The organism is Pseudomonas sp. BCA17, from assembly GCF_004519405.1.
GTDB lineage: Bacteria > Pseudomonadota > Gammaproteobacteria > Pseudomonadales > Pseudomonadaceae > Aquipseudomonas.
In genome coordinates, this window is sequence record NZ_SGWI01000002.1 from 513,524 (window position 1) to 538,481 (window position 24,958).

Below are 24,958 nucleotides of genomic sequence, written 5' to 3' on the forward strand. Positions count from 1 at the left end.
AAGTAACTGATTATTTCATCTGATAGGCTCGGCAGATTACGCCTTCGAACCTCGTCACAAAAGGTACAGTTGAATGAACAATCGCCGCGCCGTCTTCCTCGATCACCCGTCCCTGGATTTAGGCGACCTCGACCTCGGCGAGTTGCACAACAGCTTCAGCGAGCTGCAACTGTTCACAGACACCACGCCACAGAATGTGCTTGAACGTGTGCAAGGCGCCCAAGTGGTGATCAGCAACAAGATCGTGCTCAACGCCGAAACCCTGGCAGCCTGTCCTGAACTCGAACTGATCCTGGTATCGGCCACCGGCACCAACAATGTCGACCTCGAAGCGGCCCGCGCCCACGGGATCACCGTGAGCAACTGCCAGGGCTATGGCACACCGTCGGTGGCGCAGCACACGATCATGTTGCTGCTCAACCTGGCGACCCGCTTGCAGGACTATCAACGGGATGTGGCGGTAGGCAAATGGCAGCAAGCCAAGCAGTTCTGCCTGCTGGACCACCCCATTATCGAACTGCAAGGCAAAACCCTCGGGCTGCTCGGCCATGGCGAACTGGGCAGTGCCGTGGCGCGCCTGGCTGAAGCCTTTGGCATGCGCGTGGTGCTCGGCGCGATTCCCGGGCGCCCTGCCCGCGCCGATCGCGTGCCGCTGGACGAATTGCTTGCACAGGTCGACGCCTTGACGCTGCACTGCCCGCTCAATGAACACACCCGCGATTTTATCGGTGCCCGCGAACTGGCATTGCTCAAGCCTGGCGCCTTTATCGTCAATACCGCACGCGGTGGCTTGATCAATGAACAGGCGCTGGCAGACGCCTTGCGCAGCGGCCACCTGGGCGGCGCAGCCACCGATGTACTGAGCGTGGAACCACCGGTGCATGGCAATCCGCTGCTGGCCGGCGATATTCCTCGGCTGATCGTCACGCCTCACAGCGCCTGGGGCAGCCGCGAAGCCCGACAGCGGATCGTCGGCCAACTGGTGGAAAACGCCCAAGGCTTTTTCAACGGCGCCCCGTTGCGCGTCGTCAGTTGATAAACTGCGCCCCTTTTCAAGGAGCAGACCATGGACCCGCGCAGTGAAGTACTGCTTCGTCAGGCCGAACTTTTTCAAGGCAACCTGCTGCTGGTCGGTTTGCCGGCCGACGACCTGCTGGGCCGCTTGCCCAACGCCCACGGCTGGTGCTGGCACGCCGGCGACCAGGCCGCGCTCGATGCACGCTTCCCCGAGCGCAGCCAGTTCGGCGTGAACGTGCCTGAGCGTTCGTTCGATGCGGCAGTGATCTTCCTGCCCAAGTCCAAGGACCTCACCGACTACCTGCTCAACGCCGTGGCCGCACGCCTGCCCGGCGCCGAGCTGTTTCTGGTGGGGGAGAAAAAAGCCGGTATCGAAAGCGCCGCCAAACAGATGATCCCCTTCGGCAAACCGCGCAAGCTCGATAACGCACGGCATTGCCAGCTGTGGCAAGTCACCGTGGCCAACGCTCCGCAAGCGGTCGAGCTGGAAAGCCTGGCCCAGGTGTTCGACGTGCCGCTGGCCGAAGGGCCGCTCAAGGTCGTGAGCCTGCCGGGCGTGTTCAGCCACGGGCGCCTGGATCGCGGCACCGAGTTGTTGCTGGAGCACCTGGACAAGCTGCCGGGCGGTCATTTGCTCGACTTCGGGTGCGGCGCCGGTGTGTTGGGCGCCGCGGTCAAGCGTCGCTACCCGCACAACAGCGTAACCCTGCTGGACGTGGACGCATTCGCCGCCGCCAGCAGCCGCCTGACATTGACCGCCAACGGTCTGGAAGCCGACGTGCTGACCGGCGACGGAATCGACGCTGCGCCGATGGGTTTGAATGCAATCCTGAGCAACCCACCGTTCCATGTCGGGGTGCACACCGATTATTTCGCTACCGAAAACCTGCTGCGAAAAGCTGCGAAACACCTGGCAAAAGGCGGCGAACTTCGGTTAGTCGCCAACAGCTTTCTGAAGTATCAGCCGCTGATCGAAGAGCATCTCGGGGTCTGTGCGATCAAGGCCGAAGGCAACGGCTTTCGCATTTACCGTGCCAAGCGCGGCTGACGGGCGTTTGAAAAAGAAGGCTTGCCGAATGCGTTTTGCCTAGGCAGAATCCGCTCCGTCCTAGGGGAGTAGTCTCCCACGAGCGCCACGCTCGTCCGGCATACGTCAACATACTTGGTCAGCAGACCATGGCGTATGCGACCCAGGAGTCCGCACAGACGGACCGGGGTTTGACAAGACCTATGACACGCACACCTTACCCGGGGCGGGAAGGCTGTACGTGTCATAGCCGTGTCGACCCGCCCCTGGAAACCTACCTGATGCTGGATTCATTACTCGTTCCTACCGCAATCGTTGCCTTGGCCGAAATCGGCGACAAGACGCAACTGCTCGCACTCATCCTCGCCGCACGCTTTCGCAAGCCTTGGCCGATCATCGCGGGTATCGTTGCCGCGACCCTGGCCAACCATGCGGCGGCCGGTGCCGTGGGGGCCTGGTTCGGCAGTTTCTTCTCGGATGCGGTATTGCACTGGATCCTGGCGGCGAGCTTCTGTGCCACGGCACTGTGGACCCTGGTGCCGGACAAACTCGACGATGACGAAGCCAGTACCACACGCAAATTCGGGCCGTTTCTGACCACGCTGATCGCGTTCTTCCTTGCCGAAATCGGCGACAAGACACAAATCGCCACGGTGATGCTGGCAGCGCAGTACCCGGAATTGTGGCTGGTGATTATCGGCACCACCCTGGGCATGCTGATTGCCAACGTACCGGTGGTATTAGCGGGGAATTTTGCGGCGGAAAAACTACCGCTGACCTTGATTCGTCGACTGGCGGCTTCGGCGTTTTTCATCCTGGCGATCGTGGCGGTGTACAAGGCCATGCAGAGCAGCGGCTGGATCTAAGGCGGTAAACCCGATCCAATGCGGGAGCGGAAAGCCGCTCCCGCATTGGATTTTCTACAAGATCAGGATTTTTTGGCCTGCTGGTAGAGCGGCATCACCTTCGGAATCGCCGCCTGCAACGAGGCGATCCGGCTGTCGGACGCCGGGTGAGTACTCATGAACTCCGGTGGCGCACCTTCTGACGCCTTGGCCATCTTGTTCCACAACGTGATGGCGGCGTTCGGGTTGTAGCCGGCGCGGGCCGAAAGCTCCAGGCCGATCAGGTCTGCTTCGTTTTCATTGGCGCGGCTGTTAGGCAAGGTCATGCCGTAGTTGGTGACCGTATCGGCCAGTGCCAGGCTGTCCTGGCCCAGGCCGAACAGCGCACCAGCGCCCTGCTTGGCCATCTCGATGCCATACGCCTTGGACATGGCTTCACGGCCGTGTTCACGCAAGGCGTGGGCAATCTCATGACCCATTACCGCAGCCAGTTCGTCATCGGTGAGCTTGAGGTTGTCGATCAACGCGCTGTACACGAAGATCTTGCCGCCAGGCCCGCAGTTGGCGTTCATCTCATCGCTCTTGATCAGGTTCACTTCCCACTTCCACTGCGCCGCATCCGGGCGGAAGGTCGGCGCCTGGGCGATCAAACGGTTGGCAATGGCCTGTACGCGTTTGGCGTTGGCGCTGGTCTTGTCCACCAAACCCTTGCCGCTCGCCTCACCCAGGGTCTGCTGGTAGGACTGGGCATACATCTGGTCGACTTCCTGACTCGACAACATGCTGAACATGTACTGCTTACGCTCGACTCCCACGGCGCCGCCACTGGTGGTGTTGACCGACTGGCAACCTGCCAGCAGCACCGCTGAACTGAGTAGGCTTACCGCCACTATTTTCTTCATGACACTCTCCCTGAAAATCAGGCGCGTATCGTAGGCGGTCATTTATAGAGAAGCCAGATACAACAGACGTGTAACCGTCAAATTTCGGATACATCTCACAACGCCAGTGATCATCCCATTTGCGACGCCACCGACTAATTTGCAGGACAAACCTTAAGACTCCCTGCGGCATGGCCGATAAAAAATGAGCCCCCCTAATGGCAGTCAGTTAAGGATGAGCATAGTCACTGTGGCGAGGGAGCTTGCTCCCGCTGCGTCGCGAAGCGGCCCCAGCTTTGGGCTTGAAAAGACTGGGCCTGCTACGCAGTCCAACGGGAGCAAGCTCCCTCGCCACAGGCTCCTCGTTGTCCGCTCTATCGCTTAACTGACTGGCATTAGCCAAACCCCTCTGTGCCCGGAGCCTTCATGAAATTCAAGTCGATTCAGTTTTCCGTGGCGGCACTTACTGGCGCCATCGTGTTGAGCGTGGTCGCAGTGCTAGTGCTCTACGCCTTGTTTTCCGGTGCGCGCACGCAGGAAATGGTGCAGGAGCGCACCCAAACCCAATTCGAGCAAATCATCAAGGAGCGGCTTACCGCGCTGATGCAGACCCAGGCCACACTGGTCCAGCGCGAACTGGAAGCGCCACTGGTGACCGCCAAAGGTTTGGCCACCACCAACGCCCTGCTCGGTATGAAAGACGCCAAGGGCGAACCCGCGTTGCAGATCGGCCGCGAGCAACTGATCAGCCTGCTGCATGAAACAGTGGTGCGTAACCCGAAAATTCTCGGCGCCTACATTGGCTGGGAACCCAACGCAATCGATCACAACGACGCCAATTACGTGAACAGCCCGATCGTCGGCATGGGCACCGACGGTCGCTTTCTGCCGTGGTGGTACCGCAACGCCGATGGCAGCCTGGGCCTGGACAAACTCGCCGACGTCAACGACCAGAAAATCCTCTCCACCGGTATACGCGCCAGCGAGTACTACCTGTGCTCCAAGGAAAGCCAGAAACCCTGCGCCATTGACCCTGCCCCGTATAAGGTGGGCAATGCCATGGTGATGCTGGCGTCGTTTATCGAGCCGATCATGATCGACGGCAAGTTCCAGGGCATCGTCGGTGCCGACCTGTCGGTGAACTTCATCCAGGACATGCTGGCCCGCGCCGACCAGAGCCTTTACGACGGCGCCGGCGAACTGGCGCTGATCTCCAACAATGGACGCCTGGTGGCCTATACCAAGGACGCCAGCAAACTCGGCGAGAAGGCCGGCGACCTGCTCGACAGCCAGGAGCTGTCCAACCTCGGCCAGTTGAAAGTCGGCGAAGTGCGCTACGACGTCGACAAGGAACACGGGCATATCGAGCTGTTCCTACCGTTCAACATCGGCGAGGCTGAAGCGCGCTGGACCTTGATGCTGCAACTGCCCCTGAGCGCCGTGATGGCGGATTCGCACAAACTGCAAAGTGACCTGCAAGCCCAGCGCAAGACCGATATCTTCGGTATGGCTATGGTCGGCCTGGCGATCGCGGGCCTCGGCCTGGTGGTGATCTGGCTGGTAGGCCACGGCATTGCCCGCCCGCTGAAACAAATGGTGGCCATGCTCAATGACATCGCCCAGGGCGAAGGCGATCTCACGCGCCGCCTGACCAGTGACCGCGCCGACGAATTGGGCGCGATCGCCAGCGGCTTCAATACCTTCCTGATCAAGCTGCAAGGCATGATCACGCAAGTGGTGAGTTCGGTGCAGAAGGTCAGCGACTCGTCGGAACACACCGCTGACATCGCGATTCGCACCAACCAGGGCGTGCATAAACAAATGGTCGAGATCGATCAGGTGGCAACCGCCGTGCACGAGATGACCGCCACCGCGCAGGACGTGGCGCGCAACGCTACCCAGGCGGCACAAGCCGCCAGCCATGCCGACCAGGCGGCAAGCCAGGGCATGCGCATTGTGCGCGATACCTCTACCTCCATCGGTGCGCTCGCCGAGGAAATCGGCAAAGCTGTGGGCGTGGTGCAGACCCTGGCCAAGGACAGCGAGAACATCAATGCGATTCTCACGGCGATTCGCGGGATTGCCGAGCAGACCAACTTGCTCGCACTCAACGCGGCCATCGAAGCGGCGCGGGCCGGTGAGCAAGGGCGTGGTTTTGCGGTGGTCGCGGATGAGGTGCGCAATCTGGCGCAAAAAACCCAGAAAGCCACCGAAGAAATCCAGGCCATGATCCAGCAGTTGCAGCAAGGCACCCGCGATGTGGTACGGGTGATGGAAGACAGCCAGAACCGCACCGACGAAAGCGTGCAGCACGCCGCCAAGGCGGCTGAAGCGCTGGAGACCATCACCCAGGCCGTGTCGGTGATCAACGACATGAATACCCAGATCGCCAGCGCCGCCGAGGAACAGAGCGCGGTGGCCGAGGACATCAATCGCAACGTGATCAATATCGGCCAGGTGGCCAATGAAGTGGCGGGCGGCGCGGATGAGTCCAGCGCGGCCAGTGCGGACCTGACCAAATTGGCTGAACAGCAGCGGCGCTTGATCAATCAGTTCAAGGTTTAGGCCGGAGTCAGACACTCCGGCCCATTGAGCTTGGGATCGTTGACCATATTGGCCAGGACCCGTTCGCGCAATGCGGCGGGCTCACTGGCCAGCAAGGCTTGCAGTACAGGCAGGGGCGTTTCCGGGTTGAGCCAGGCTTCCTGCCCCTGCGCGTCCAGAATCAACGGACGCCGCTGGTTTTGCGCGGCCTGGGTCACCACTGCCGCGCTCAGCCACACCTGCTCCTGCACCGGGTACGCTTCCCAGATGGCGGCAAAAAACAACGCAGAGCCCTCCCCCGGCGTGAGCCAATACGGACGCTTGCGCTGGGTACCGCGCCATTCATAAAACCCGTTGGCCGGCAGCAGGCAGCGGCGCTGGCGAAACGCTTCGCGAAACATCGGTTGTTCGGCCAGGGTTTCGGCACGGGCATGGGCCGGGGTGCGCGACATATCGGTCAGCCAGGGTGGCGTAAGGCCCCAACGCGCACGCGCCAGGGTGAGCTGGCCCTCGCTCAAGCGCTGGATCAGCACCGAATCATTGGGGGAGATATTCCACTGGGCCTGCTGATCGGCCGGGAAGCCCGGCAACGCAGCAAAAGCGGGGTTCCAGCGAAACAAGGCATAACGTCCACACATGGGGCAACACGACTCTTGGGGGTAAACCGACCGACAGCCTAACAGACCAGCACGTCAGGGAAGCTGTCGGGTTCGTCGCCGGGTAAGGGTTGCGCGCCGATGTAGGCGGTAATCAGCTCACGGGCATAGGCGGCCTGATCGTTGTCCACGTCCAGGCCCAGCAGCCCGAAAATCGGCAGCTCCCCCGTACCTCCGAGCAAATGGCGCCCCACCAGGTGCGCCTCGATACCTTCGCTGGCAAGCATTTGCTGCAGCAACTCGCCTTCCATCAAGTTTTCCGGTTCGTAGATTCGCTGCATGGGCGTACCTGTCATTCGTTCTCGCTGCGGGTGTCCAGCATCCACTCGTCACCATGGACTTGCAGACTGAAAATGACCGGCCGGCAACACACCTGGCAGTCCTCTATGTAAGTCTGGTCACCGCCGGACAAATCCACGGTTGTCTCGACCTCTTCGCCACAATAAGGACAATCGTACAGCGCAGTTTCCAGCATCGCGGTCTCCCAGGTGACTTGTGCGTATAATCGCCGGTCTATTTACAGGGCTATTCACGGCAGAGCCAATATATAGTGCGGCCGCACCCTGATATTTCCTTTACTTACCCTAGCCGTTTCTAACAAGAGAGCATGATGGGCGAATTCGATACCATCCGACCTTACAACGACAGTGAAGTCCCGGCAGTGCTGGCACGCCTGTTCAGTGACAAGGCCTTTCTGGACATCCTGACCCACTTCCGCTTCCCGCGCTTTGCCGGCCCTCTGGGCTGGTTGCTCAAACCGCTGATCGCCCGCAAGTTGCGCCGTGAGTTTGCCGGCGTCACCACCGTGGCGACGCTGCAGGACAAGGTCGAGTATTACGTCGACCACACGATCGACCGCGCCACCGACGGCGTGACCTATACCGGCGTCGAACAGCTAAAATCGGGCACCGCCTATCTGTTTCTGGCCAACCACCGCGATATCGTGATGGACCCGGCCTTTGTCAACTACGCCGTGTATCACGCCGGCCTGCCGACCCCACGCATTGCCATTGGCGACAACCTGCTGCAAAAGCCGTTTGTCAGCGACCTGATGCGCCTGAACAAGAGCTTTATCGTGCACCGCTCGATCACCGGGCGAAAGGAGAAAATGGCGGCCTACCAACTGCTGTCGGCCTACATCAACCATTCGATTCGCACTGACGGCCAGTCGATCTGGATTGCCCAGGCCGAAGGCCGGGCCAAGGATGGCGATGATCGCACCGAATCGGCGATCCTCAAGATGTTCCACGTCAGCCGCAAGGACGAGCCGTTTGCCGAGGTTATCCAGTCGCTGAACCTGACGCCGGTGTCCATCAGTTACGAATATGACCCCTGCGATTCAGCCAAGGCCCGCGAGTTGTACATCCGCGCTACCACCGGCACCTACAGCAAGGCCCCAGGTGAGGACGATGTGAGCATTGCCTTGGGCATCACCGGCTACAAGGGCCGGGTACACATAAACTTTGCGCCGCCGATCACCGAGCGCTTTGAAGACACCAAGTTGCTCGCCGTGGAAATGGACCGGCAGATCCTGAGCGGGTATCGACTGTTCCCGGTGCACTACCTGGCTTACGCACAGTGGAGTGATGCCGACCCGCAACTGCAGGTGCCGAAGGCAGCAGACCTGTTCCCGGCCGATGAACTGGCCAAGGCAAAAGCGGAATGGGAGCGGCGCTTGAACGAATGCCCGGCCGAGCACCGCCCCTACCTGGTGGTGCAATATGCAACACCGGTGCGCAATCAGTATAGGATCAAGGCCGGAATGCCTCTGTAAGCGCCAATCAGACAGGTGGGAGGGGATTGCTCCCTTCCTGCATCTGATTGGCAGTGGTTTTACAGATGGGTGCTGAGCCAGGAGATGGCCAGTGCCAGCCCAAGACAGGCAAACCCTACGCGGTAGGCAAAGCGATACGCCCGTTCGGTGCGTACATCCAGAAACAGCATCGGTTGGTCAACGGCACGTTCTTCGCTTCGCGCGGTAAGGTCGGCCATCGCCCGCTGTGATCGCAGGCGGGTAATGAATAGCAGCGCGGCGCCCGGGCAGGCAACCAACAGTGCAGCAACATTGATGAGCAGTGCGGGCAGTGCCATCGCAAACCTCGATGTATCAGTGGCCTGGTATCAGCTCAGATACAAACCTGAGCGATAATCGCCTCCTGCGCCTTCCTGCTCCATCCCCCATAACCGCTAATGTATCCAGTAATTTACAGCGTCACCTGAACGTCACCTTAACAAGCCACTCTGTTGCCCTTCGAACGCTCAGGAGCTTGTCATGCTGCACGCGCAAAACCAGGATCGACTGTATTTGATCGCCCAAAGCGAAGAGCAAGAGGCGCTGGCCGGCAGCCTGGCGTTCAACGTTCAAGACCGCCATTGGCTGGTGTACTGCGCCCTCGCCGGGCATCAGCATGCCGACCTGCCGGAGCTGGATTTGCTTACAGGTGTGAGTGTGCTGGAGCTGTATGTCGAAACGGCGGCATGAAACCGACAGGCATAAAAAAACCGGGCTCATGACCGAGCCCGGTTCTTTTCCGATCGGCGATTACTGCGAGCTGAGCAACTGGCCGATGCTTGGGTCTTTGAACAGACGGGTCAGGGCGTCGCTGAGCACGTCGCTGACCAGCTTGGTATTGGTTTCCTGGTTCGGCGACATACCGAAACGCTGGTTCAGGGACGCACCGTAACGGCCACTGTAGCGACGGGTGCCGGCACTGACATCGGACTTGAACGTCGCGCCGATAGACGCTTCAGTCACATACAAGCCTTCTTTTGGCGACTGGTACTTCAGTTCGGCCAAGGTGATGGTCAGTTGAGGCGCACCCGGCGAGTTGGCAGGCGTGAAACCCAGCAGGCGTACAGCGGCTTCCGCCTGGGCTTGCAGCTTGGGCAGCACATCCTGACCGGTCACCGAAATAAGCGCGGTCTCAGGGTACAGGCCACCACGAGAGCCAAGGGTAGGCGACGGACGACCGTCCACTACGCGCACCGACACTGGCTGGCCGTGCCCCACGGGCGCCAACTGCGCAGTGACTTTAGGTTGCGGGCTGAGTTGTTGCGGGCTGTTGGCGCAGCCAACCAGCGTCAAACTGGTCACAGTGATCAAACCGAACAACAGGCGTTGCAACATACTCATTTCTCCAGGACTAGGTGCAAACAGGGCGCCAGTATAACGGTGCAGGTGCGCCGCTCACCAGCGATCCTGAACGTCAGCTGAAGGCATGTGGAAATTACAATTTCACATAATTTCGTCACTCCAGTGTCATGGCACACTGGCAACCTTCAAGCATGTAACGTAACAGGTACAAAGCCATGCGCCTTCTCAAATCATTCTTCATGTCACACGCCCATCATCGCCACTTTGCCCTGCTCGACCCCCATGGCCGTTGCGTGGCATTCAAGCAATGCAGCTTGCCGCCCGTCGGTGAAGGCTGGGTAGAAGTGGCAGAGACACACTTGGGATGGATGAACCGCCCGTTACCGGCCAGCGCCCGGCTCAACCCACTGGCCGTGCAGGCGCAACCACAGCAAGCGTTGGCCTCCTGACCGAGGCGCTAATAAAAGTCATAAAACACGCCCATTTCCCCGGCGTTCTTCGCTACAATCTCCCCCCGATTATAAGGACGTCTCCTGATCGGGCCTCGCAGCATCGTTAATGCCCTGGCATTAACCCCCCAATCGCCCACAGAGAGCCGCCCACACAGACCAAGTGAAGCCGGCGCGCTTGCTGTTTTTTTTGCAAACCACCCGCCTTTACCGAATCTGCCAGAGCTGCCATTGCGCTCGGCCACTTGAGTTGTTTGCCCGTTTTGCCGCATGTCGGCAAGTACCTCGGGCCAAGGTGCCAGGCTGGGGCAGCCCTTTTTTGAGGTTCACGTCTTCAAAAGAGCGTGAAAAAACGGGTTTTCACAACTTCACAAGAGTGTGGCGAGCAAATGAATAGTTTGGCGTTTGTACAAGCACCATCAGCGTCTGGAACAGCCCAACACAGGACCGAGAACTCCCCGAAAACTGGAGCTTGAAACCTGTCCGCTACGGATTTGGTTGCACGAATCGCACGCTTTGACCATAAGTCGAATTGCCACAGGCGCCCATGAATGCGTTCATAGGCAGATTAGCCCGGCAGGAAGCGTGCGCTGAAGTTGCAAAAAAATTGCGAAGAATCGGACATGGCGATCCTGGCCATGGGTAACCTGGGGCAACACGTGAACCGCCCCGTCACTCCTGGCAGCCATGCCGTCAATTTGGTGCTGCAGATTTTGGAGACGCGTTAAATGGCGCATAACGAAGCAGTCGACGTAGTACTGGTAGGGGCCGGCATCATGAGTGCCACCCTGGCCGTACTGCTCAAAGAGCTCGACCCCGGCCTCAAGCTGGAAGTCGTTGAGCTGATGGACTCGGGTGCCGCAGAAAGTTCCAACCCGTGGAACAACGCCGGTACCGGCCACGCCGGGCTGTGTGAGCTGAACTACACACCGCAGGCGGCTGACGGCTCCATCGACATCAAGAAAGCGGTGCACATCAACACCCAGTTCGAGGTGTCGAAGCAGTTCTGGGCGTACCTGACCAAGAAAGGCACCTTTGGCTCGTCCAAGTCCTTTATCAGCCCGGTACCGCACCTGAGCTTCGTGCAGGGTGAAAAAGGTGTGTCTTTCCTCAAGAAGCGTTTTGAGACCCTCAGCCAACACCACGCGTTTTCGGACATGCACTACACCGAAGACCGTAGCGAAATGGCCGAGTGGATGCCGCTGATGATGCCTGGTCGCCCGCTTGACGAAAAAATTGCCGCCACCCGTGTGATGAACGGCACCGACGTCAACTTCGGCGCCCTGACCAACCAACTGCTCAGCCACCTGACCAGCTCGGCAGACGCCCAGGTCAAATACAGCAAGCGTGTCACCGGCCTCAAGCGCAACGGCGCGGGCTGGACCGTGAGCATCAAGGACGTCAACAGCGGCAATAGCCGTGAGGTGGACGCCAAGTTCGTATTCCTCGGTGCCGGCGGCGCGGCGTTGCCATTGCTGCAAGCTTCGGGTATCGAAGAAAGCAAAGGTTTCGGGGGCTTCCCGGTCAGCGGCCAGTGGCTGCGCTGCGACAACCCGGAAGTGGTCAAGCACCACCAGGCCAAGGTTTACAGCCAGGCGGCGGTGGGTTCGCCACCAATGTCCGTCCCACACTTGGACACCCGCGTGGTGGAAGGCAAGAAGTCCCTGTTGTTCGGGCCATACGCCGGCTTTACCACCAAGTTCCTCAAGCACGGCTCGTTCCTTGACCTGCCACTGTCGGTCCGCGCCGGCAACATCGGCCCGATGCTCGCCGTCGCCCGGGACAACATGGACCTGACCAAGTACCTGGTCAGCGAAGTGATGCAGTCCATGGAGCAACGCCTGGAATCCCTGCGCCGCTTCTACCCTGAGGCGAAGGCAGAAGACTGGCGCCTGGAAGTGGCCGGCCAACGGGTGCAGATCATCAAGAAAGATCCGAAGAAAGGCGGCGTGCTGCAATTCGGCACCGAGCTGGTCGCGGCCAAGGATGGCTCGCTGGCGGCGCTGCTGGGTGCGTCTCCGGGCGCATCGGTAACGGTTTCGATCATGCTGGAGCTGATCGAACGCTGCTTCCCGCAAAAAGCCAGTGGTGAGTGGGCGGCCAAGCTGCACGAAATCTTCCCGGCCCGGGAAAAAGTACTGGAGACGGATGCCGAGCTGTATCGCAAGATCAACGCGCAGAACAATATCAGCCTGGAACTGGTTGAGCCTGCGGCCGAGACCGAGAGTTACGCTTAAGGCGTTCAAGCCATAAAAAACGCCCCGCCCTCTGCATGAGGACGGGGCGTTTTTTTATGTCTCGGATAATCAACCGCGAGCTTTTTCGACCAACTCGATGTACTCGTCCGCGTTACGCTGATCCTTGATCAGATCGACGAAGGTCTGGCCATGTTCATCCTTGCCATCGAGATCCAGGCCCGCTGCCTTGAAAAAGCCCAGGAACCGCTCGAAATCGTCGATACGCAGGCCACGGTAAGCCTTGATCAGTTTGTGCAGGGACGGTGAAGTCGCGTCAACCGGCTCGAAATCCAGGAACAACTTGATCTGATCGTCACCGATCTCATCACCAATCACCTGTTTCTTATCTTTACGCATTACCGACTCCAGCCTGCAGACATTTACACGGAGGTCGAAGTCTACCTGCGGGACTCGGTATTGTGTAGGCGCCGCCTACTGCGACTTGACGGCCCCGGTATGCAGGTCCGCCCAGATATGACCGTTGGCGTAACTGAGGAACTGCACATACACCGTGTCATTGCGCAGCAGGTCGATAATCACGCGGTACTGCGTCATCGGATAAGACAACGTCAGGGTCTTGCTGGCGTCATCGAAGACCGGTTTCTTGAGGCTTTTGCTTTCGGCGTCAAAATTGAGCACCACTTGAGCGATCGTCGCGCCTTTATTCAACGATTTGCCCTTGAGGCGAATCATCAACGGCGACGTGATCGGGATTGGCTGTTGCATGGATTGGCGCTGGCTGCCCGCCACCACGGCGTACTCGGTGACTTGCAACAACTGCTGCTGGTCAGGCGCTTGGGCACGCAAGGCCAGTTCGTCCGGCGGCAGGAATTGGCTGTGCATCGGGGCGGCAGCCAGCGGCAGACTAAAGGTCAGCGCCAGAGCGGCGCAGGTGCGTATCAACAGGCTCATGGGCCGCTCCATATGAGAGGGCCCAGCACTGTAGCTCAATCGAACTGGGCAAGCATCCAGCGATGATAATCAGCCGTGCCGGCATCGCCCTCGCGAGGCGCCCAACTGGCCAACTCACCCTCCCCCACGGGACGGTAAGGGCCGGCTTTGCACTCAAACATCACACTGTCAGGTTCCAGCACGACCAGGCCATGGAAAACCCCGGGCGTCAGATCGACACCCTGGCACTCTCCGCCGGCCTGCAAAACCCGCTTGCCAAGCACCTCACCAACATCGTTGAAGATCAGGATACCCAGACGCCCTTTCAGTACCAGCAACGTTTCGGCCTTGTCGGCGCTCAGATGGCGATGAGGCTGTACATACGTGTTCGGCTGCAAGCCCACCGCCATGCGATGGCAGGGTTCTTCCATGCCATGGAAGTTGACGTTCTGTCGACCACGAGGGTTGGCTGCCGCTTTCTCGGCCAACTCGGCAAACAGCGATTGATCAAGAAAACGGGCCATTCATTACATTCCTTTAACGGCGAAGATGCCATTGGCGTTACGCCAGTAGCCCTTGTAGTCCATGCCATAGCCGAAGATGTAGCGGTCGATGCACGGCAGGCCGACATAATCGGCTTTCAGGTCCGGGCGGGCTTTGCGGTCGTGGTCTTTGTCGATCAGCACGGCGGTGTGCACTTTGCGCGCGCCGGCGTGTTTGCAGAAGTCGATGATCGCACCCAGGGTATGCCCCTCATCGAGGATGTCATCGATGATCAGCACGTCGCGGTCGATGAACGAGACTTCCGGCTTGGCTTTCCAGAACAGATCACCGCCGCTGGTTTCGTTGCGATAGCGTGTAGCGTGCAGGTAGGACGCCTCCAGCGGGAACTGCAGGTGCGTCAGCAATTTGCCGGCGAAAATCAGGCCACCGTTCATCACGCAGAACACTACAGGGTTGGTGTCGGCCATTTCGCGGGTGATGTGCGCTCCAACCTTGGCAATCGCTGCTTCGACTTGCGCTTCGGTGTACAGGCAGTCAGCCTCGCGCATGATTTGACGGATATGCTCGAGATCAGCGGACATGGCGCTCTCCAAGGGGTGCTGTGGCAAGAAAAGCGGGCGAAGGTACGCTTCTCGTGCGCTCCAATCAAGCCTTTATGGACTAACGTACTTGATGTCTATAGGACAACACCCTCGGATAGATTAATCTAGGCCGGTTTTTTTGCCCGCTGCCGGAGCCTTCCCCATGCCCACTCGCGAGATCCGCCACCCGCTGATCCGACACAAACTCGGCCTTATGCGCCGTGCCGATATCAGTACCAAGAACTTCCGTGAACTTGCTCAGGAAGTCGGAGCACTGCTCACTTACGAAGCCACCAAGGATTTGCCCCTGGAAAGCTACGAGATTCCAGGTTGGGCCGGTCCCGTCCAGGTCGAGAAAATCGCCGGTAAAAAGATCACCGTGGTGCCGATCCTGCGTGCCGGTATCGGCATGCTCGAAGGCGTGCTCAGCCTGATCCCGGGTGCCAAGGTCAGCGCCGTCGGCGTGGCCCGCAATGAAGAAACCCTGCAGGCTCACACCTATCTGGAAAAGCTTGTCCCCGAAATCAACGAGCGCCTGGCAATGATCATCGACCCGATGCTCGCCACCGGCAGCTCGATGGTCGCCACCATTGACCTGCTGAAAAAAGCCGGCTGCAAGGACATCCGCGCCATGGTGCTGGTCGCCGCCCCCGAAGGCATTGCCGCCGTCGAGAAGGCCCACCCCGACGTGCAGATCTACACCGCATCCATCGACGAGCGCCTGAACGAACACGGCTATATCATCCCTGGCCTGGGCGATGCCGGTGACAAGATCTTCGGCACCAAACAGAAGGACGCGTGAACATGCAGGATGAATTCAACGACCCGCTTTGGCGCCAGATCCTGTCTGGCGCACAAATGCTCTTCGTGGCATTTGGTGCGCTGGTGTTGATGCCGCTGATCACAGGTCTTGATCCAAACGTCGCACTGTTCACCGCAGGCCTGGGCACGCTGCTGTTCCAGGTGGTGACAGGGCGACAGGTGCCGGTGTTCCTGGCATCGAGCTTCGCCTTTATCACCCCGATCATTCTCGCCAAGGGCCAGTTCGGCCTCGCCGCGACCATGGGCGGCGTGATGGCGGCCGGCTTCGTTTATACGTTCCTGGGCCTGGCGGTGAAGATCAAAGGCACCGGTTTCATTGACCGGCTGCTGCCACCCGTGGTGATTGGCCCGGTCATCATCTCCATCGGCCTGGCCATGGCGCCAATTGCCGCCAATATGGCGATGGGTAAAGCCGGTGACGGCAGCGAGCTGATTCACTACCAGACCGCCATGATGATCTCGATGCCGGCGTTGCTGACCACCTTGATCGTGGCAGTGTTCGGCAAGGGTATTTTCCGCTTGGTGCCGATCATCGCCGGTGTACTGGTGGGGTTTGCCATGTCGTTCTACTTTGGCGTGGTCGACACGGCGAAAATCGCCGCGGCCCCATGGTTTGCCCTGCCCCACTTCACTGCGCCGGAGTTCAACTGGCAGGCGATTCTGTTTATCGTCCCGGTAGCCCTGGCCCCGGCGATCGAACATATCGGCGGCGTGATTGCGGTAGGCAGCGTGACCGGTCGCGATTACCTGAAGAAGCCCGGCCTGCACCGCACCCTGCTGGGTGACGGGATTGCCACCACGGCCGCCGGCCTGTTCGGGGGCCCGCCGAACACCACCTATGCCGAAGTGACCGGCGCGGTGATGCTGACCAAGAACTACAACCCGAAAATCATGACCTGGGCGGCAGTCTTTGCCATCAGCCTGGCGTTTATCGGTAAGTTCGGCGCATTGCTGCAGAGCATTCCGGTGCCGGTGATGGGCGGCATCCTGTGTCTGCTGTTCGGCTCGATTGCTGCGGTGGGGATGAACACCTTGATTCGCCACAAGATCGACCTCGGCGAAGCGCGCAACCTGGTGATTGTGTCTGTGACATTGGTGTTCGGGATTGGCGGTGTCTTGGTAGGTACCGGCACCGGCCCGGATGACTTCGGCCTCAAGGGCATCGCCCTGTGTGCGGTGGTAGCGATTGGTTTGAATTTGCTGCTACCGGGCAATGATGGCTGGAAGAACAAGAAGCCGGATGAGCCGCTGATCTAACCAACATCGTTGTACGCATGTGGGAGGGGCTTTTGTGGCGAGGGAGCTTGCTCCCTCGCCACAGCAAGCCCGCTCCCACATTTTTTAGACCTTCAGTGTGGCTTAGAGCTCACCAAGCCCATCAATCAGCGCCTGGTTCTGCTCGGGTGTACCGATGCTGATCCGCAGGAACTGGGCAATCCGCTCCTGCTTGAAGTGCCGCACGATCACACCCTGCTCGCGCAACTTGGCCGCCAGGCCAGCAGCGTCGTGCCCTGGGTGGCGGGCAAAGATGAAGTTGGCTGCTGACGGCAGCACTTCAAAGCCTTTGCCTTCCAGCTGTGCGACCAGCGTATTGCGACTGTCGATTACCTGCTTGCACGTCTTCTCGAAGTACTCACGATCCTCGAACGCCGCCGCCGCGCCAACAATCGCCAGGCGATCCAGCGGGTAGGAGTTGAAGCTGTTCTTGACCCGCTCCAGCGCCTCGATCAGGTCCGGGTGGCCCACCGCCAGACCCACACGCAAGCCGGCCAGTGAGCGCGATTTGGACAGGGTCTGGGTCACCAGCAGGTTCGGGTAACGATCCACCAGGCTGATCGCGGTTTCGCCGCCGAAGTCGATATAGGCTTCATCGACCACCACGACCGAATCCGGGCTGGCCTTGAGAATCTGCTCTACCGCTTCCAATGCCATCACGCAGCCGGTAGGCGCGTTAGGGTTGGGGAAAATGATCCCGCCGTTAGGCCTGGCGTAATCAGCCACGCGAATCTGGAACTGCTCGTCCAACGGCACCGGGTCGGATTTTATGCCGTACAGGCCGCAGTACACCGGATAAAAGCTGTAGCTGATGTCCGGAAACAACAGCGGCAGGTCGTGCTGGAACAGACCATGGAAGATGTGCGCCAGGACTTCATCGGAACCGTTGCCGAGAAATACCTTGCCGGCGTCAATCCCGTAATACCTGGCCACGGCCTGCTTGAGCACGTCGCTGTTAGGGTCCGGGTACAGGCGCAGATTGTCGTTCAACTCGGCCTGCATGGCTGCCAGTGCCTTGGGCGACGGGCCGTAAGGGTTTTCGTTGGTGTTGAGTTTGACCAGCTTGGTCAACTTGGGCTGCTCGCCGGGCACGTAAGGCACGAGGTCCTTGACGAAAGGGCTCCAGAATTTGCTCATGCCTTATTCCCCCTTGAGGATGCGATATTCGGCGCTGCGCGCGTGCGCGCTCAGCGATTCACCACGGGCCAGCACCGAGGCGGTCTTACCCAGCTCGGAGGCACCCTGCGGCGAGCAGAAGATGATCGACGAACGCTTCTGGAAGTCATACACCCCCAGCGGCGACGAGAAACGCGCGGTGCCGGACGTCGGCAGCACGTGGTTAGGGCCGGCGCAGTAGTCGCCCAAGGCTTCACTGGTGTGGCGGCCCATGAAGATCGCCCCAGCGTGACGAATCGACGGCAGCCAGGCCTGTGGGTCGGCTACGGACAACTCCAGGTGTTCCGGAGCGATGCGGTTGGCCACTTCGATGGCTTGCTCCATGTCGCGGGCAAGAATCAGCGCGCCACGGCCATTGATCGACTTCTCGATGATCTCGGCGCGCTCCATGGTCGGCAGCAACTTATTGATGCTCGCGGCGACTTTGTCGAGGAATTCGGCGTCCGGGCTGACCAGGATTGCCTGGGCGTCTTCGTCGTGTTCGGCCTGGGAGAACAGGTCCATGGCGATCCAGTCCGGATCGGTCTGGCCGTCGCACACGACGAGAATTTCCGATGGACCGGCGATCATGTCGATCCCCACCTGGCCAAACACATGGCGCTTGGCGGTGGCCACGTAGATGTTGCCCGGGCCCACCACCTTGTCGACCTTCGGTACGCTCTCGGTGCCGTAGGCCAAGGCTGCAACGGCCTGGGCGCCGCCGATGGTGAACACGCGATCGACACCGGCGATGCACGCCGCCGCGAGCACCAACTCGTTGATTTCACCACGCGGAGTAGGCACCACCATGACCACCTCGGTCACACCCGCCACCTTGGCCGGGATCGCGTTCATCAACACCGAGGACGGGTACGAGGCTTTGCCGCCCGGCACGTACAGGCCAGCGCGATCCAGCGGCGTAACCTTCTGGCCCAGCACAGTGCCGTCGGCTTCGGTGTAGCTCCAGGAGTCCTGCTTCTGCTTTTCGTGGTAGCTGCGCACCCGCGCCGCCGCGACTTCCAGGGCTTCACGCTGAGTGGCGGTGATGCGCGTCAGGGCCAGCTCCAGGCGTTCGCGAGGCAGAATCAGGTCGGCCATGGACTTGACGTCAAGGCCGTCGAACTGGCGTGTGAAGTCCACCAGCGCCGCGTCACCGCGCTCGCGCACAGCCTTGATGATGTCGAGCACTCGCTGGTTGACCGAGTCGTCGGACACGCTTTCCCAGCTCAGCAGATGATCCAGATGATGGGCGAAATCCGGATCGGCAGCGTTGAGTCGGGCAATTGCAGTGGACGTGGTCATAGCGAGGGCCTCATAGGATTGGCAAAAATGCTCAGGCGCCGAAAGTTAGCAGTCGATCCGCTTGGGCACCTGAGAATTCTGGCTATGAGGCGGATAGACGGGCGCGACCTGAGGCCGCGCGGGTGAGTCAACCGCGGTGTCGAGACTCCACTGCCTTGCGCAGGGTGTCGATCAACGCCTGGATACGGGCGTGCTGCATTTTCATGGAAGCTTTGTTGACGATCAGGCGGGAGCTGATGTCAGCAATGAAGTCCTGGGGTTCCAGGCCATTGGCACGCAGGGTATTGCCGGTGTCGACTACGTCGATGATCTTGTCGGCCAGGCCAATCAGCGGCGCCAGCTCCATCGAACCGTAGAGCTTGATGATGTCGACCTGGCGCCCCTGTTCGGCGTAGTAGCGCTTGGCAACGTTGACGAACTTGGTGGCAACCCGCAGACGGCCCTTGGGTTCGACGTCGCCGACACGACCGGCCGTCATCAGCTTGCACAGGGCAATACGCAGGTCCAACGGCTCGTACAGGCCCTGGCCGCCGTATTCCATCAGCACGTCTTTACCGGCGACACCGAGGTCGGCCGCACCATGTTCAACGTAAGTCGGCACGTCGGTAGCCCGCACGATCAACAGGCGAACGTCGTCCTGGGTCGTGGGGATGATCAGCTTGCGGCTCTTGTCCGGATTCTCGGTCGGCACGATGCCCGCTTCAGCCAGAAGCGGCAAAGTGTCGTCAAGGATGCGGCCCTTGGACAGTGCGATGGTCAACATGGGAAACGTCAGTCCTTCATCAGGCTATTGCTGTCCGGTCGCGAACGGCGCCAGACACAGATCGAGGCCATTACAGCCTCGATTTGAAACAAACTCAGCATACTGCTTCTTCACAACGTGCAGTGAGCGGGGTTGTCCGCCCACTGCAATGACAGCGACTAGCCCGGTACGCGGCGAATTTTCGCGCCGAGCATCTGCAGTTTTTCTTCGATGCACTCGTAGCCACGATCTATGTGGTAGATACGGTCGATTAGGGTATCGCCTTCGGCGCACAGTGCCGAGATCACCAGGCTGGCCGAAGCGCGCAGGTCGGTCGCCATGACAGGCGCGCCCTTGAGCTTGTCGATGCCGGTGACGATGGCGGTGTTGCCTTCGACCTGGATCTTGGCGCCCATGCGGTGCAATTCGTACACATGCATGAAGCGGTTTTCGAAGATGGTCTCGATCACTGCACCCGTGCCTTCGGCAATCGCGTTCAAGGAGATGAACTGCGCTTGCATGTCGGTCGGGAACGCCGGGTATGGAGCGGTGCGCAAGTTAACGGCCTTGGCCCGCTTGCCATGCATGTTCAGCTCGATCCAGTCTTCACCGGTGGTGATTTCAGCACCGGCTTCCTTGAGTTTTTCCAGAACGGCTTCGAGGATGGTCGGATCGGTGTCCTTGACCTTCACACGGCCACCGGTCACGGCGGCGGCGACCAGGTAGGTGCCGGTCTCGATACGGTCCGGCATCACTTTGTAGGTGGCCGAGTGCAGGCGCTTCACGCCATCGATGGTGATGGTGTCGGTGCCGGCGCCTGTGATGTTCGCACCCATGGCGATCAGGAAGTTGGCCAGGTCGACGACTTCAGGCTCGCGCGCGGCGTTTTGCAGGACGCTGCGACCATTGGCCAGGGCTGCGGCCATCATGATGTTCTCGGTACCGGTCACGCTGACGGTATCAAAGAAGAAGTTAGCGCCACGCAGACCGCCTTCCGGCGCCTTGGCTTTGATGTAACCGCCTTCGACGTCGATTGTCGCGCCCATGGCTTCGAGACCACGGATGTGCAGGTCAACCGGACGCGAACCAATGGCACAACCGCCAGGCAGGGCCACTTCGGCCTCGCCGAAACGGGCAACCATCGGGCCCAGTACCAGGATCGACGCACGCATGGTTTTCACCAGTTCATACGGGGCGACCAGGGTCTTGATAGTGCGGGGGTCAATTTCGACCGCCAGTTTTTCGTCGATGACCGGCTCGATACCCATGCGACCGAACAGCTCGATCATGGTGGTAATGTCGTGCAGGTGCGGCAGGTTGGCCACGGTCACCGGGCCATCGCACAGCAGGGTCGCTGCCAGGATCGGCAAGGCGGAGTTTTTCGCACCGGAAATGCGGATCTCGCCATCAAGGCGGACACCACCGGTAATAATCAATTTATCCATAAGAATCTCGACGCCTTGGGGGCTCAGGTGCGCTCGGACCAAGCCGCGCGGCTGAAAAATTTCATAGTGACCGCATGGATGCTGCCATCGGTGATCCACGGGTTCAAATGGGCATAGATCTGCTGTTGACGCTTGACCGGGCTCAATGCCGCCAGTTCATCGCTAATCACATTCAGCTGGAAATTGCAGCCTTCGCCTTCAACTTCTACGATCGTTTCCGGCAGCTTTCCTTCAAGGAAGCTCTTAACTTCTAGGGCCTGCATGCTCAACCTCTATCGGCGCCCAGTGCGCACGGGTCGCACATCATACAAAAAAGCCCCGCGCCTGCGAACCCCGCATAGCAGGACTCTGACGGGGGGCTTTATTGATAAGTGGGATCAAGGATGCGCTAACAGCTCGGTCAGGCCACTGACCTGGGCAATTTCACGCATATCTTCGGGAAGCACGCGGATGCTCACGGCTTTTTTGGCATCTGCGGCATCGCGCATGAAGCACAGCAACAACGACAAACCGACGCTGCTGGATTTGGTGACGGCCGAACAATCCAGCACCAGCGCAGACGCCGTGCTGGCCTTGATCAGCGCCTGGCCCTGCTTGCGCAGCTCAGGCCCGGTGCGGTAATCCAGCACGCCGCTGAGCAGAAGCTCGCCGGCAGCGCCAAGACGAACGGCCGACTCGGTCATTGCGCAGGCTTCCCGGCAGATTGCTTGTCGGTTTCTTCCTTGGCCTTGGCCACTTCACCGGCCCAACCATTGATGGTCTTGTCCAGGTCATTGCCATTGCGCTGCATGGCATCGGCGAACTGGTCACGGAACAGCTTGCCGATATTGATGCCGTTGATGATCACGTTGCGCAGCTTCCACTCGCCGTTGACCTTCTCCAGCGTGTACTGCACAGGGTAGACGGCGCCGTTGTTGCCCTTGACGGTCATGCCGACGCTGGTGCGGTCGCCGGACTCATCCTTTGGAGCATCAACGGTAATACCCTGGTTGTTGTACTCGAGCAGAGCGTTACCGTAGAACTGGAACAAGCCCTTCTTGAAGTTCTCTTGGAAGGTCTGCATCTGCGCCGGGGTTGCCTTGCGCGAATACTTGACCGTCATGATGCTTCTGGAAATACCTTCGGCATCAACCACAGGCCCGACAATGGTGTTCAGCGCCTCGTAGAACCGGGTGGGGTCCTGCTTGTATTGCTCTTTGTTGGCCTTCAAGTCAGCCAGCATCTTGTTGGTCGTGTCCTGCACCAGATCGTGCGCAGAACCTGCCGCGTTAGCCATCAGCGGCAGCGCTGCGAGCAACACCAGCAGACCACGTCGCAAGGTAGAGATCATGAACAGATTCCTCATTTGGCGTCTTTATTGACCGTATTGAGCAGGAATTTACCGATCAGGTCCTCAAGCACCAGCGACGACTGTGTGTCGTGGATGGTAGAACCTTCCTTGAGCAGGGTTGTTTCCCCGCCCACGCTGACACCAATGTACTTCTCGCCCAGCAGACCCGCAGTGAGGATAGATGCCGTGGAGTCAGTCGGCAGATTATCTACCTTCTTGTCCACCTGCATCGTCACTCGACCGGTGAAGCTGTCGCGATCCAGATCGATTGCCGTGACCTTGCCGATGGTCACACCGGCCATGGTCACTTTAGCTCTGACCGTCAAACCGGCGATATTGTCGAAGTAGGCGTAAAGTTTATAAGTATCGGCGGTGGGGCTGGCCGAAAGGCCGCTGACTCGCAGCGCCAGTAACAGTAAAGCCAGGATGCCAGCCAGCAAGAAAAGGCCGACACCGATTTCCACAGTGCGGTTTTGCATCAGAAATCTCCAAACATCAAGGCGGTCAAAATAAAGTCAAGGCCCAGTACGGCCAGCGAGGCGTACACAACGGTCTTGGTGGTGGCGCGACTGATCCCTTCTGAAGTGGGCTCACAGTCGTAGCCTTGGAATACGGCGATCCAGGTCACTACAAAAGCGAAAACGATGCTCTTTATGATGCCGTTGAGCACGTCACCACTGAACGTCACACTGTTTTGCATGTTGGCCCAGTAAGAGCCGTCATAGACCCCCAGCCAGTCCACCGCCACCCACGAACCGCCCCAGATACCCACCACGCTGAAAATCATCGCCAGCAGCGGCAGGGAAATGAAGCCGGCCCACAGGCGCGGAGCAACAATGTATTTGAGCGGGTCTACGCCAATCATTTCCAGGCTCGACAGTTGCTCGGTGGACTTCATGTTGCCGATCTCGGCGGTCAGCGCTGAACCGGCACGCCCGGCGAACAACAGCGCCGTAACCACCGGACCGAGCTCACGCAACAGCGTCAGGGCAACCATCTGCCCTACCGCTTGCTCCGAACCGTAGCTGGAAAGAATATTGAAGCCCTGCAATGCCAGCACCATGCCGATGAACACGCCCGAAACGACGATGATCACCAGCGACATCACGCCGACCGCATGCAGTTGCTTGACCAGCAGCCCAAAGCCGCCGCCAATGCCGCCGCGACCGAGCAAGGCGTGAAACAGGAAAATAGTCGAGCGACCCAGCACTTCGACGATGTCGATGCCTGAGCGGCCGAAAAGGCGAACCTTCTCGATAAGAGATGTCTTGCGCATCAGCGCTTCCCCAGAAGATCTGAGCGGTAATCCGCCGCCGGAAAGTGAAAAGGCACCGGGCCATCGGGATCGCCAGTCATGAACTGGCGGATACGCGGGTTATCGGCATTCATCAGCTCTTCCGGCGTCCCCTGCCCCAGCACCTGACCATCACCCACTACATAGAGGTAGTCGGCGATACTCGCGGTTTCGGCCAGATCGTGGGACACCACGATGCTGGTGATCCCCAGCGCATCGTTGAGCAGACGGATCAGACGCACCAGCACGCCCATGGCGATTGGGTCCTGACCGACGAAAGGCTCGTCATACATGAGGATCTGTGGGTCGAGGGCGATCGCCCGCGCAAGCGCAACCCGGCGCTTCATGCCGCCGGACAATTCGTCGGGCATCAGGTCGATGGCACCACGAAGCCCCACGGCCTGCAGCTTCAACAACACGATGTCACGAATCATTTCATCGGACAGCTGGGTATGCACCCGCAGCGGAAACGCCACGTTTTCGAAAACATCGAGGTCGGTAAACAGCGCGCCGCTCTGGAACAGTACGCCCATGTGCTTGCGCGCATCGAACAGATCGCTGCGCGACAGCGTCGGCAGGTTCTGGCCGTTGACCCACACTTCACCGGCACTGGGGCGCAACTGCATGCCCATCAGGCGCAACAGGGTGGTTTTGCCACAACCGGAAGGCCCCATGATTCCCGTGACCTTGCCACGGGGAATGCGAATATCGACGTTATTGAAGATGCTGCGCGTCCCGCGCTTGAAGGTAAGGCCCTTCAGCTCGACCGCGTAGGCGTTATCGGCACTCATCTAATCTCCTTGGGATGCAGCCTTTCACTCAGACACCATGCTTGCGACTTTCGTTAGCAACGCCTGCGCAATAATT

The 24,958-nt window shown here is 59.7% G+C and carries 30 protein-coding genes, 1 pseudogene and 1 riboswitch; of the genes and pseudogenes, 11 read left to right on the forward strand and 20 right to left on the reverse strand.

Annotated features, from left to right (window positions below; genetic code table 11):
* Positions 1-73: 73 nt before the first annotated feature.
* The 3 genes from EXW71_RS11205 to EXW71_RS11215 all read left to right on the forward strand — a co-directional run bounded on the left by EXW71_RS11205 (position 74) and on the right by EXW71_RS11215 (position 2,910).
* On the forward strand, positions 74-1,036 hold the full coding sequence (locus tag EXW71_RS11205) for a 2-hydroxyacid dehydrogenase (protein ID WP_134658627.1): 963 nt from the start codon (positions 74-76) through the stop codon (positions 1,034-1,036).
* Between the two features lie 30 nt (positions 1,037-1,066).
* Positions 1,067-2,065, forward strand: coding sequence for a class I SAM-dependent methyltransferase (locus EXW71_RS11210; protein ID WP_134658629.1), 999 nt, complete (start codon positions 1,067-1,069; stop codon positions 2,063-2,065).
* A gap of 51 nt (positions 2,066-2,116) precedes the next feature.
* A riboswitch (yybP-ykoY riboswitch) is annotated at positions 2,117-2,236 on the forward strand.
* Positions 2,237-2,325: 89 nt separating this feature from the next.
* Positions 2,326-2,910, forward strand: coding sequence for a TMEM165/GDT1 family protein (locus EXW71_RS11215; protein WP_016978300.1), 585 nt, complete (start codon positions 2,326-2,328; stop codon positions 2,908-2,910).
* A gap of 62 nt (positions 2,911-2,972) precedes the next feature.
* Here the strand turns inward: EXW71_RS11215 and EXW71_RS11220 are convergent, their stop codons facing one another.
* Positions 2,973-3,791 carry a M48 family metallopeptidase gene (locus EXW71_RS11220; RefSeq protein WP_123714619.1) on the reverse strand — a complete coding sequence of 273 codons (819 nt, stop codon included), beginning with the start codon at positions 3,789-3,791 and terminating at the stop codon, positions 2,973-2,975.
* Positions 3,792-5,282: 1,491 nt separating this feature from the next.
* Between EXW71_RS11220 and EXW71_RS29375 the strand changes: the two are divergent.
* Positions 5,283-5,477 (forward strand): annotated as a pseudogene (locus tag EXW71_RS29375) (HAMP domain-containing protein); the annotation flags it as partial.
* Between the two features lie 114 nt (positions 5,478-5,591).
* On the forward strand, positions 5,592-6,335 hold the full coding sequence (locus EXW71_RS29380; protein WP_372241323.1) for a methyl-accepting chemotaxis protein: 744 nt from the start codon (positions 5,592-5,594) through the stop codon (positions 6,333-6,335).
* Here the strand turns inward: EXW71_RS29380 and EXW71_RS11230 are convergent.
* Genes EXW71_RS11230 through EXW71_RS11240 form a run of 3 tightly spaced genes read right to left on the reverse strand, consistent with a single transcriptional unit; the run spans position 6,332 to position 7,445 of the window.
* Positions 6,332-6,952: an SOS response-associated peptidase gene (locus EXW71_RS11230; RefSeq protein ID WP_134658633.1), complete on the reverse strand. Its 621-nt coding sequence runs from the start codon at positions 6,950-6,952 to the stop codon at positions 6,332-6,334. The genes EXW71_RS29380 and EXW71_RS11230 overlap by 4 nt on opposite strands.
* A gap of 38 nt (positions 6,953-6,990) precedes the next feature.
* Positions 6,991-7,251: a putative signal transducing protein gene (locus EXW71_RS11235; protein ID WP_123714616.1), complete on the reverse strand. Its 261-nt coding sequence runs from the start codon at positions 7,249-7,251 to the stop codon at positions 6,991-6,993.
* An 11-nt stretch (positions 7,252-7,262) separates the two neighbouring features.
* Positions 7,263-7,445: a CPXCG motif-containing cysteine-rich protein gene (locus tag EXW71_RS11240; protein ID WP_123714615.1), complete on the reverse strand. Its 183-nt coding sequence runs from the start codon at positions 7,443-7,445 to the stop codon at positions 7,263-7,265.
* A gap of 135 nt (positions 7,446-7,580) precedes the next feature.
* Here EXW71_RS11240 and EXW71_RS11245 point away from each other — a divergent pair, with 135 nt between their 5' ends.
* Entirely contained in the window at positions 7,581-8,744 is a 1,164-nt protein-coding gene (locus EXW71_RS11245) for a 1-acyl-sn-glycerol-3-phosphate acyltransferase (RefSeq protein ID WP_177421586.1), read from the forward strand.
* Positions 8,745-8,803: 59 nt separating this feature from the next.
* On the opposite strand, the gene EXW71_RS11250 is transcribed toward EXW71_RS11245, so the two are convergent.
* The gene (locus tag EXW71_RS11250) at positions 8,804-9,061 is read right to left on the reverse strand and encodes a hypothetical protein (RefSeq protein WP_134658637.1); all 258 of its coding nucleotides are present in this window, start codon (positions 9,059-9,061) and stop codon (positions 8,804-8,806) included.
* Between the two features lie 181 nt (positions 9,062-9,242).
* Here EXW71_RS11250 and EXW71_RS11255 point away from each other — a divergent pair, with 181 nt between their 5' ends.
* Positions 9,243-9,452: a hypothetical protein gene (locus tag EXW71_RS11255; protein WP_123714612.1), complete on the forward strand. Its 210-nt coding sequence runs from the start codon at positions 9,243-9,245 to the stop codon at positions 9,450-9,452.
* Between the two features lie 60 nt (positions 9,453-9,512).
* Here EXW71_RS11255 and EXW71_RS11260 read toward each other — a convergent pair whose 3' ends face one another.
* Positions 9,513-10,097: a YajG family lipoprotein gene (locus EXW71_RS11260; protein WP_053254440.1), complete on the reverse strand. Its 585-nt coding sequence runs from the start codon at positions 10,095-10,097 to the stop codon at positions 9,513-9,515.
* A gap of 182 nt (positions 10,098-10,279) precedes the next feature.
* Between EXW71_RS11260 and EXW71_RS11265 the strand changes: the two genes are divergently transcribed.
* Positions 10,280-10,513 (forward strand): hypothetical protein, encoded by a 234-nt coding sequence (locus EXW71_RS11265; RefSeq protein ID WP_134658639.1) that lies wholly within the window; start codon positions 10,280-10,282, stop codon positions 10,511-10,513.
* A 728-nt stretch (positions 10,514-11,241) separates the two neighbouring features.
* A complete protein-coding gene (mqo, locus tag EXW71_RS11270) occupies positions 11,242-12,750 on the forward strand; it encodes a malate dehydrogenase (quinone) (RefSeq protein WP_134658641.1) in 1,509 nt (502 codons plus the stop codon).
* Positions 12,751-12,819: 69 nt separating this feature from the next.
* On the opposite strand, the gene EXW71_RS11275 is transcribed toward mqo, so the two are convergent.
* The 4 genes from EXW71_RS11275 to EXW71_RS11290 form a co-directional block, all read right to left on the reverse strand.
* The gene (locus EXW71_RS11275; RefSeq protein WP_123714609.1) at positions 12,820-13,107 is read right to left on the reverse strand and encodes a PA4642 family protein; all 288 of its coding nucleotides are present in this window, start codon (positions 13,105-13,107) and stop codon (positions 12,820-12,822) included.
* 75 nt (positions 13,108-13,182) lie between these two features.
* A complete protein-coding gene (locus EXW71_RS11280) occupies positions 13,183-13,662 on the reverse strand; it encodes a hypothetical protein (RefSeq protein WP_134658643.1) in 480 nt (159 codons plus the stop codon).
* Between the two features lie 35 nt (positions 13,663-13,697).
* Positions 13,698-14,165, reverse strand: a complete 468-nt coding sequence (locus EXW71_RS11285; protein WP_134658645.1) for a WbuC family cupin fold metalloprotein — start codon at positions 14,163-14,165, stop codon at positions 13,698-13,700.
* A gap of 3 nt (positions 14,166-14,168) precedes the next feature.
* Positions 14,169-14,726, reverse strand: a complete 558-nt coding sequence (locus EXW71_RS11290; RefSeq protein WP_134658647.1) for a hypoxanthine-guanine phosphoribosyltransferase — start codon at positions 14,724-14,726, stop codon at positions 14,169-14,171.
* 163 nt (positions 14,727-14,889) lie between these two features.
* Between EXW71_RS11290 and upp the strand changes: the two genes are divergently transcribed.
* On the forward strand, positions 14,890-15,528 hold the full coding sequence (gene upp / locus EXW71_RS11295) for a uracil phosphoribosyltransferase (protein ID WP_024073483.1): 639 nt from the start codon (positions 14,890-14,892) through the stop codon (positions 15,526-15,528).
* A 2-nt stretch (positions 15,529-15,530) separates the two neighbouring features.
* Positions 15,531-16,805, forward strand: a complete 1,275-nt coding sequence (locus EXW71_RS11300; RefSeq protein WP_134658649.1) for a uracil-xanthine permease family protein — start codon at positions 15,531-15,533, stop codon at positions 16,803-16,805.
* A 102-nt stretch (positions 16,806-16,907) separates the two neighbouring features.
* Here EXW71_RS11300 and hisC read toward each other — a convergent pair whose 3' ends face one another.
* The 10 genes from hisC to EXW71_RS11350 form a co-directional block, all read right to left on the reverse strand.
* Positions 16,908-17,960, reverse strand: coding sequence for a histidinol-phosphate transaminase (hisC, locus tag EXW71_RS11305; RefSeq protein WP_134658651.1), 1,053 nt, complete (start codon positions 17,958-17,960; stop codon positions 16,908-16,910).
* A gap of 3 nt (positions 17,961-17,963) precedes the next feature.
* Entirely contained in the window at positions 17,964-19,280 is a 1,317-nt protein-coding gene (gene hisD / locus EXW71_RS11310; protein WP_123714603.1) for a histidinol dehydrogenase, read from the reverse strand.
* A gap of 127 nt (positions 19,281-19,407) precedes the next feature.
* On the reverse strand, positions 19,408-20,043 hold the full coding sequence (gene hisG / locus EXW71_RS11315) for an ATP phosphoribosyltransferase (RefSeq protein ID WP_003188599.1): 636 nt from the start codon (positions 20,041-20,043) through the stop codon (positions 19,408-19,410).
* A 158-nt stretch (positions 20,044-20,201) separates the two neighbouring features.
* Positions 20,202-21,467: a UDP-N-acetylglucosamine 1-carboxyvinyltransferase gene (gene murA, locus EXW71_RS11320; RefSeq protein ID WP_123714602.1), complete on the reverse strand. Its 1,266-nt coding sequence runs from the start codon at positions 21,465-21,467 to the stop codon at positions 20,202-20,204.
* 23 nt (positions 21,468-21,490) lie between these two features.
* On the reverse strand, positions 21,491-21,730 hold the full coding sequence (locus tag EXW71_RS11325; RefSeq protein ID WP_060754955.1) for a BolA family protein: 240 nt from the start codon (positions 21,728-21,730) through the stop codon (positions 21,491-21,493).
* Between the two features lie 114 nt (positions 21,731-21,844).
* The gene (locus EXW71_RS11330) at positions 21,845-22,150 is read right to left on the reverse strand and encodes a lipid asymmetry maintenance protein MlaB (RefSeq protein WP_134658653.1); all 306 of its coding nucleotides are present in this window, start codon (positions 22,148-22,150) and stop codon (positions 21,845-21,847) included.
* Positions 22,147-22,797 (reverse strand): phospholipid-binding protein MlaC, encoded by a 651-nt coding sequence (locus tag EXW71_RS11335; RefSeq protein ID WP_123714600.1) that lies wholly within the window; start codon positions 22,795-22,797, stop codon positions 22,147-22,149. Before EXW71_RS11335 ends, EXW71_RS11330 begins: the two co-directional genes overlap by 4 nt.
* Positions 22,798-22,808: 11 nt before the next feature.
* Entirely contained in the window at positions 22,809-23,276 is a 468-nt protein-coding gene (gene mlaD, locus EXW71_RS11340; RefSeq protein WP_123714599.1) for an outer membrane lipid asymmetry maintenance protein MlaD, read from the reverse strand.
* A complete protein-coding gene (gene mlaE, locus EXW71_RS11345; protein ID WP_060754952.1) occupies positions 23,276-24,073 on the reverse strand; it encodes a lipid asymmetry maintenance ABC transporter permease subunit MlaE in 798 nt (265 codons plus the stop codon). The genes mlaD and mlaE overlap by 1 nt, the downstream gene beginning before the upstream one ends.
* Positions 24,073-24,882, reverse strand: a complete 810-nt coding sequence (locus EXW71_RS11350; RefSeq protein WP_003171811.1) for an ATP-binding cassette domain-containing protein — start codon at positions 24,880-24,882, stop codon at positions 24,073-24,075. Before EXW71_RS11350 ends, mlaE begins: the two co-directional genes overlap by 1 nt.
* Positions 24,883-24,958 lie beyond the last annotated feature (76 nt).